This is a genomic window from Candidatus Oscillochloris fontis (genome assembly GCF_004138135.1).
In the GTDB taxonomy this organism is placed as follows: Bacteria; Chloroflexota; Chloroflexia; order Chloroflexales; family Chloroflexaceae; genus Oscillochloris; species Oscillochloris fontis.
In genome coordinates this window covers 1-5,210 of the sequence record NZ_RYFD01000089.1, presented here as the reverse complement: position 1 = coordinate 5,210, position 5,210 = coordinate 1, and the positions used below count along the sequence as shown (strand labels likewise).

General features: G+C 54.1%; 4 protein-coding genes. All 4 read right to left on the bottom strand.

Annotated features, from left to right (window positions below; all coding sequences use genetic code 11):
* Nucleotides 1–63: 63 nt before the first annotated feature.
* A complete protein-coding gene (locus EKD03_RS17815) occupies nucleotides 64–1,122 on the bottom strand; it encodes a right-handed parallel beta-helix repeat-containing protein (RefSeq protein WP_129633746.1) in 1,059 nt (352 codons plus the stop codon).
* A gap of 268 nt (nucleotides 1,123–1,390) precedes the next feature.
* Nucleotides 1,391–1,909, bottom strand: a complete 519-nt coding sequence (tpx, locus tag EKD03_RS17810) for a thiol peroxidase (protein WP_129633744.1) — start codon at nucleotides 1,907–1,909, stop codon at nucleotides 1,391–1,393.
* Between the two features lie 78 nt (nucleotides 1,910–1,987).
* Nucleotides 1,988–4,579 (bottom strand): serine/threonine-protein kinase, encoded by a 2,592-nt coding sequence (locus EKD03_RS17805; protein ID WP_129633742.1) that lies wholly within the window; start codon nucleotides 4,577–4,579, stop codon nucleotides 1,988–1,990.
* A 157-nt stretch (nucleotides 4,580–4,736) separates the two neighbouring features.
* The coding region (locus EKD03_RS17800) for a lamin tail domain-containing protein (RefSeq protein WP_161569309.1) at nucleotides 4,737–5,210 on the bottom strand (474 nt) is incomplete at its 5' end.

The window sequence follows — 5,210 nt, the reverse complement described above, 5'->3', positions numbered from 1 at the left end:
GGCATACGTGCATCACCTATTCGTAGAAAAATACAACGATAGGCGATTTTTAAAGTTTATGTACTAGCACAACCCCCGATAGATGATTTTCTCGATATCTGAGGACTTGGTGACGCCCCAGTAGTTATCTTTGGCATCAACGGGCGTGGAGAGGTCTCCGCCTGTCTCTTCGGCAAATAGGGCGTAGAATTCGGGCTGATCATAAATACCTTCAAATAGGGTGTTTTTTTCGATGGTGTTCATATGAAAGGCAACATTGCCTTCGCCTAAAAGGCCGATATAACTTCGATTATTGCTCAATATATTGCCAGAAACGATGACCGAATTGATTGGAGATTCAACATTAATAAGTGCAATTGATCTATTATTGATAATACTGTTGTTGCTGACAATTGATTCGTTGCGCGATGTGAGACTAATGATGTTACTTGCACAGTTCTGTAGAAATTGATTATTGACAATCGCAGCGCTTTCGGCTTCAACGCTGAGTATTCCTGGTTGTACAAATCGCTCATCACAATCTTGTACACTCAACGTTCCTCCATTATTTTGGAATATACTATTGGTAATCTGAAATAATCCATCTTGACTCTTGACAACAAGGATTGTTCCCGGATTTGGATTGCTATTCTGGAATGTTGCATGATCAATGTAGGGTGTGGATTGTTCTATTCTGACCGCATTTTGAATTGCCTTTTCGATTATGATGTATTGTAATATACTTCCACTGATATAATTGGCCTGTTGGTCGAATTTTGCATCGGTACTCGAATCTTGAAATAGAATACCACTCCATAATACAGGTGTGTCAGATTTTAAAACAGTAAAAGTAATTACAGCATCAGGCGTACCACGAGCAATGAGTGTTCCTGCGACTTCCAACTGGATGTAGGAATCGAATCTTACCGTTGCTCCCGGTAGGATCGTCAGGGTTGCACCTGGATTGATGCGTATATTGCCGGTAACAAGATAGGGATCACAACTTTCTGGCCCCCAGGTGGTATCTTTGGTAATGACGCCCGAAATCTCACATTCAGCTTGCAATGGCATCGCAGCGGTTGGTTGGACGCAGATCAGTAGCAAGAGGGTAAGTAGTCCCAACATGATCGATGAAGTCTTCATCTGGTGCCTCTTTGATCTTGATGAATGCTGAATCACGATATCAAAGTGTGCTGGTTGGTAGAGATCTATGATGATTATAGCTCCAATATAACCGTATGCCTAGCGATCTAATCTCACTGCTGGCCTAGTATTTTGTGAGACTGAACTATTGTTGTACTTAAAACAGGGGCTTCATTGCGCTGTAGGCCATTAAGCATAACACCTCGCAACCTATTTGGTTGCGAGGTGTTAGAGGGTAGCATTGTGTCTCTGGCTGGGAAGCGTATATCTACCCAACGAGTTCTTTTAAGCTCGCGAGTGCCTGATCATAATCAGGTTCTTGCCCGGCAACCGGAACGTACTCGACATAACGAATGGTTCCCGCTGCATCAACCACAAAGACGGCGCGGCTCTCAATGCGGAAGTCGCCGACGAGGGTGCCATAGGCGGCCCCAAAGCTCATGTCGCGATGATCCGAGAGCGCCTGAACCGCATCGGCATTGTTGCTGCCACACCAGCGGATCTGGGCGAAGGGCAGATCGGCACTGACGGTCACGAAGTTGGCCTGTTCGGCGAGCTGGGTGGCCTCTTCGTTGAAGCGAACGGTCTGCTTGCTGCATACGCCGGTATCGAGAGAGGGAACTACGCTGATCAGCAGTGGCTTTCCCGCATAGGTAGCCTTGGTGACGGTCTCAAGTTTGTTCGTAATCAGGGCAAAATCGGGGGCGACATCGCCCGGCTTTAGCTCAGGGCCGGTTAGGCTGCGGGGGCCAAAGAAGTCGAACGCTGCGGCGCGCTCACTGGTCATGGGTGGCTCCTTTATCTTGTGCAATTCGGAACGAACATATGGATTGTAGCCATGGATGGGGTGGTTTGTCAATACACCCTAATTCCCCAGGCGATCCAGTGCTTCTTGGGCTTGGGTGTAGTTTGGATCAATCTCCAAGGTGGCTTGGAAGGCGGCCCGCGCTTCGTCCTTGCGACCGAGTTCTTCCAGGGTCCGGCCTAATCCATACTGGGGCGAGGTATAGTAGGGCGCGAGTTGGATGGCCTTTCGGAAGGCAGTTTCGGCTTCGCTCAGGCGATCAAGATTGAAGAGGCTCCAGCCGAGGCCGTTGTAGGCTTCGTCGTCCTGATCGTTCAGTTCGATGGCTTGCTCGAAGATGCTAATCGATTCTGTGTATTCCTCTTGGTATTGCAGTACCCAACCCAGGCCACTGGTCGCGAAGGCAAAGTTGGGGCGGATCTCGATTGCTACGCGGTAGGTGGCTTCGGCCTTGGCATAGAGTTCGGCCTGTATGTCACCATTTTCGCTGAAGAAGCCTGCGAATTGGTATGCACGAGCGAGCCATACCTGGTTGTAGGAACTGCGGGGGTTGAGTTGGGTGGCGCGCTCGAAGTAACTGATCGCTGCGCCATAGTCATCGTTGTTGAAGCTGATGCGCCCTTTGGCGTAGTGGGTATTCGGGTTGTTTGGATCAATCCTGAGGGCCGTATCAAATGCCTCGTCGGCTTTGGCATCTTGATCTTGGCTGTAGTAGCTCCAACCAATTCCAAGTTGTGCATCCGAGTAGTTCGGATCAGCATCGAGAGCGGCCTCGAAGGCTGTGCGCGCTTGCTCGTAGTCCTCGCTCTTGTTGTAGAGGTAGCCGAGGTTGCTGTGGAAGAGGGCCACATCGGGTAGTAGATCTATCGCCAGTTGATAGTTCTCCTCACTGGCATTCAGACTGATCGGGTTCTCGGTTAACCCATAGTCTTGTGAGAAGGTGACGGCGATAGCATTATAGGTGAGCGCCTCGATCACGCTGGTTTCGCTATCTAATACATCAATCGCCGTATCAGCTTCTTCGAGGGCCGTATCCATCATGGTGGTGTCGTTGAGGTCGGCAGCCTGACTGGCGGTGATGGTTGAGCGGATGGCGTAGGCGAGTGACAGGCCATCATCAAGTGCAAGGGCCTCTTCGATGGTGGCTTCAGCTTCATCGGTGGCTCCTTGCGAAACGATTGCATCGGCAAGGAGGGCCAAACCGAGCGCCGCTGTCGGATCATCGCTGGTTGCCGCGTTGACGAGTTCGTGGGCGCTGGCCTCGGCCATCTGCCAGTCGGCGCGTAGATTATCAATGATGGCAATCCCCTGGAGGGCGGCGAGATTGCCGGGTGCCGTGTCAAGTACTTGCTGGTAGCCAGCGAGGGCGGCCTCAAGATCCCCAGCCGCAAGATCGGTGTCGCTCTGGCTGATCAGCGCCGCGATGGCAGCACTGGTTGGCACAGGGGTAGGGTTTATCGTTGGTTTGGGACTCAGTACCACCACCGCGCCACCGATGAGGAGCAGTACTACCACCAGCGCGGCCCCAATACCGATGAAGAGGCCGGTTTTGGGCTTGTTGGTGGTGGTCGCAGCGCCGGGTGTGTAACCGGCTCCACCCGGTACTACCGTCGGCGGGGTCGGTGGTGGGGTTGGTAGATTGGGTAAGGGTGATAGGGACGCCGCCTGCCCCCGTGGTTGCGGTGGTGGTGTAGGGATCTGGGGTTTGACGTAGGGTGGCGTGGAACCCCCGGCAGTATGGGTAACAATCGTCTCACCAATTGCGGGCATCCCGGTACCGGGGGTGAGTGGTGGTTGGGCACTGGTTCCTGTTCCAATGCCGGCTGCACTACGCAGCGCGGCGACCATTTCGGCGGCACTGGCAAAGCGCGCCTCTGGTTTGCGGGCTAGGGCGCGCATCACCACATCTTCAACGGCGCTGGGCAGATCGCCGCGTACATCACGCGGTGGGATGGGGGCTTGGAGGAGCCGCGCAGCTAACATCGCCATTGGGGTTTCGGCATGGAACGGGAAGGTGCCGGTGAGTAGTTCATAGAGCACGACGCCCAAGGCATAGATGTCGGTCGGTGGGCCAACCGTGGGTAATCCCTGCGCCTGTTCGGGTGACATATACTCCGGGGTACCCATCACAGTTCCGGCCATGGTGAGGCCGCTGGTGGTGTTGCCAGTGCCGCGTGCCAACCCAAAGTCGGTCAGGTAGGCCCAACCCTCATCGGTGAGCATGACGTTGGAGGGCTTAATATCACGGTGGATAACGCCCTGACGATGCGCATAGTCGAGCGCATCACCGACTTGGGCGAGGATTTCCGCCGCCCGGCGCACCGGCATTGCACCTTCTTCTTGCATCACGTCTTTGAGTGTGAGACCCTGGATGAACTTCATGGCAATGTAGTGAATGCCATTGCTCTCCCCCACGTCATAGATTGGCATAATGTGGGGATGTTCCAAGCGCGCAACACTCCGCGCCTCTTGGCGGAAGCGGGCAATATAGCTGGTATCGTGGGTCAGATCGGGTGGGAGAATCTTGAGGGCTACGATCCGATCAAGGTCGGCTTGGTGGGCTTTGTAGACAACCGCCATGCCACCCCGCCCCAACTCGGAGATAATCTCGAAGCGGCCAAGTGTGGTGCCGATCAGGTTCTGTTGGGTCATACGGGTTCTCGTAGGTATATGCTGCTCTCATGTCTTATGATACACGACGTGTGCGCTGTATCGCAATGCTTACACGTCGTCTATTTCTTACGTTTTCGTAACGACAAACGGCTCGTGCTAGTTCCAGCACGAGCCGTTCGTCGTTACCAAGAAGGACTTAGTTCTTCTTCTTACCGCTGTAGCTGTAGGTGCTGATGACATTGCCGTCGGCATCCTTGAGGGTGCCGGTGTCACCATCGTTGTTCCAGATCGCGGTGCGGTTGCTCCAGTAGAAGTTACCACCACCGGTCTTGCCTCGCTTCGACCAGACCTTGATCTCGGCATTTGGCGCGAGGGTGTAGTTGCGGAAGGTGAAGGTGTGCTTGCCGTCGTTATCACTCAACGTCCAGCCATTCATCTTCACCGGGGTCTCGCTGTTGTTCCAGATTAGCACATACTCGCCATCCAGATCCCGTCCGGGTGGGTCGTACTCGATGTGGGTGATCGTCACACCACTGACCGGGGCAACCGGCTCCTCGACGACGACGGGGGCGGCAGGCTCCTCGACGACAACCGGGGCGGCAGGCTCCTCGACGACAACCGGGGCGGCAGGCTCCTCGACGACAACCGGGGCGGCCGGCTCCTCGACGAC